Genomic DNA, 2,810 nt, shown 5'->3' with positions numbered 1-2,810 from the left:
AGATAGCTTTCGCTATCTCTTAAGCCCCTCCACTATTGACACGGAGCCCCAATTGTTAAAATAACAATTGGGACTTTTTTACATACTACCTATTTGTCCTCCATCAATTCGAATAATAGAATTATTTATAAAATTAGCTTCATCACTAATTAAAAATTTAACCAAATAAGCAACTTCTTCAGGTTTGCCATATCGTTTAACCATTATTTTCTCTTGTTCTTGTTTTAAAAACTCTTCATCATATCCATCTAATTCATTTTCTGTACCAATAAATCCCGGTGCAATGCAATTAACATGAATGTATGGACCAAACTCAAATGCTAAATTATGTGTCAAAGAAATCAAAGCTGCTTTAGAAGCATCGTAATCAATACACATAGGATAATAAGTATTCATCCCATTTGTCGATGAAATATTTATAATACGCCCATAATCTTGATCAAGCATATGTGATGAAACACATTTACTACAATTAAAAGCACCAACAACATTGACATCCAATGTCTTTCTAAATTCATCCGCTGTTTTTAAATGAAATAAATTAGACAAATCAATTCCCGCATTATTAATTAAAATATCAACACCACCCAATTGTTTATCAATTTCTTGAATCATCTTTTCAACTTGATCTTCTTTAGAAACATCTGCTTTAAAAGTTAAACAACGTACATGATATTGACGAATAATTTGTTCTTTTAAACATTTAGCTTCTTTATCAGAAGTTAAATAATTAATAACGATATCATATTGATTTTTTGCTAACTCTAAAGCAATAGCTTTGCCAATACCTTTTGCACCACCAGTAATTAATACAACTTTATTCATGATAAAAAAAGAGCTTTATTAAGCTCTTCCTGCATATTTTCCATCAGCTGAAAAAACAACGATTTTTTCACCTTGTTCAATGAATTGAGGAACTCTAAGAGTTAAACCAGTTTCAGTTTTAGCATCTTTTGTTTGATTAGATGGTGCCCCTTTAATAGCTGGATCTGTTTCTACAACAGTTAATTCTACTTTTTCAGAAACAGAAACATTTAATAATAATCCTTCAAAGAACACTAAATAAACTTCAGTTCCTTCAACGATAAAGTATTTATTATAACCAACTTGATCTTCAGATAATTCATATGTATCATATGTTTCCATATCCATGAAGTAGAAAGTATTATCTGCTTCATAAGAAAATTGAGCTGCTTTTTTAGAAATATTTGCTTGATCGAATTTAGTTGAAGCATTGAAGTTCTTTTCTTGAATAGCTCCTGTTTTTAAATTTCTCATTTTTGTTTTTAAAATAGCTGCTCCTTTACCAGGTTTTACATGTTGGAAATCCAACACTTGGCAAGGATCACCATCAATAATTAAAGTTAATCCTGTTCTAAAATCTCCTGCACTAATTGCCATATAGTATCTCTCCTATTAATTTAATAATTTTTTACACGTCCTATTGTAACAGTTTCAATCAATATTCTCAAGTACCCATGAAAAACTCTTGACACTTTGAAAATAATTTATTTGAAACTTTAACTAAACATTTTTTAAAATAAAGATAATTTTTCTTTATTTTGATGTTCTTTGATATATCTACTCCATTTAATATATCCATATGTTGTATTTGTAAAATATCCTAGTTTTAAAGCAAGTAAAACATATTGTCCTGACATAACGTTAATAACCGCTTCTAAAAATGCTGTTATATACCATGCAATCCATTGTTCTCTTAATCTAAAGAAAATAAAGAGACCATTTGCCATTCCAACTGCTGAAGCACAAGCATCAATATAAATAATTGCTGTTTCTAATGTTTTATTGTTATAAAAATCAGTTGCGATATCTAAACCACTAATGAAATATCCCACAACAACTGTCCAAACTATAATACCAATAATAACTAAAACTTCTTGATATCCTTTTAACTTTCTTACCATTGTAAGTTCATCTTCTTCATCATCACGATGTTTAGACCAGTTAATATAACTAATAATATCAATAGGTAACCAGAAGAATAATGTTGTTGCCATTGTCGCAAAACGATACATAAGAACAACACAAGAGACAATTTCCACAATTTCTACCAAGACAGAAACCAAGAAATTGTACCTTGATTGTTTAGATATTAATAACTCACATAAAATATTTAAGAATGTATCTAATAAATAAAGAATCATAATAATGATGCCGTTAACACCATTAGCACTATCTTCTGGAAATAACACAGATAAAATCGTAGCTAATACCATAATAGAAATAAACCATGATTTTTCATATGTCGTAAATTGTTTAGAGAACAACATCATAATTCCAACAGATAACATTAAAATGAATGTTGCACTCGCTAAATTGAAAATAGGTAATGTTTCTTCCGCCATCATTTCTTTATATGTATGACTTGCTTCTTGATGACTGACATCCTTATGATCAAAGTAAAGTTTTTGACCACCTTCTGTTTTAAATTCATATGCTTTGATTGAATTTTTATTCAATTTAACATAATCTTCATAATCATAAGATATCACAAGTTTTTGATCACCTTTTCGATAAATAACATCACAAACTTTGTTATCTGAATCATAATCTTCTTCATCTTTGTCTCTAGTCATTGTAATAGATTGAACATATTGCAAATTTCCTACATCTTTATGAATTTGCATCAAACCATAAAAAACCGAACCAATTGAAGTAAAAATAAGTAAACATAAAACAATTATTTCAAATGTTCTTAGTTTTTTATTAGATTCGATATTTTTTTTGAAAAACTGAATCATTATTTAAACCTCTCCCTTATTTTAAAATGCCTTATCATTATAATAAAT

Annotated in this window: 3 protein-coding genes; all 3 read right to left on the bottom strand. The window is 28.3% G+C overall.

Annotated elements, in window-relative coordinates:
• Window positions 1–78: 78 nt before the first annotated feature.
• Window positions 79–825: an SDR family NAD(P)-dependent oxidoreductase gene (locus tag ACLVEP_RS12620; protein ID WP_412585257.1), complete on the bottom strand. Its 747-nt coding sequence runs from the start codon at window positions 823–825 to the stop codon at window positions 79–81.
• An 18-nt stretch (window positions 826–843) separates the two neighbouring features.
• Entirely contained in the window at window positions 844–1,401 is a 558-nt protein-coding gene (efp, locus tag ACLVEP_RS12615; protein WP_412585255.1) for an elongation factor P, read from the bottom strand.
• 134 nt (window positions 1,402–1,535) lie between these two features.
• Window positions 1,536–2,762 (bottom strand): nicotinamide riboside transporter PnuC, encoded by a 1,227-nt coding sequence (gene pnuC / locus ACLVEP_RS12610; protein WP_412585253.1) that lies wholly within the window; start codon window positions 2,760–2,762, stop codon window positions 1,536–1,538.
• Window positions 2,763–2,810: the final 48 nt, after the last annotated feature.

The sequence above is a fragment of the Faecalibacillus sp. genome, from assembly GCF_047023275.1.
GTDB lineage: Bacteria > Bacillota_I > Bacilli_A > Erysipelotrichales > Coprobacillaceae > Faecalibacillus.
The sequence above is the reverse complement of the archived record's forward strand: the minus strand, read 5'-3'. Positions and strand labels throughout refer to the sequence as shown.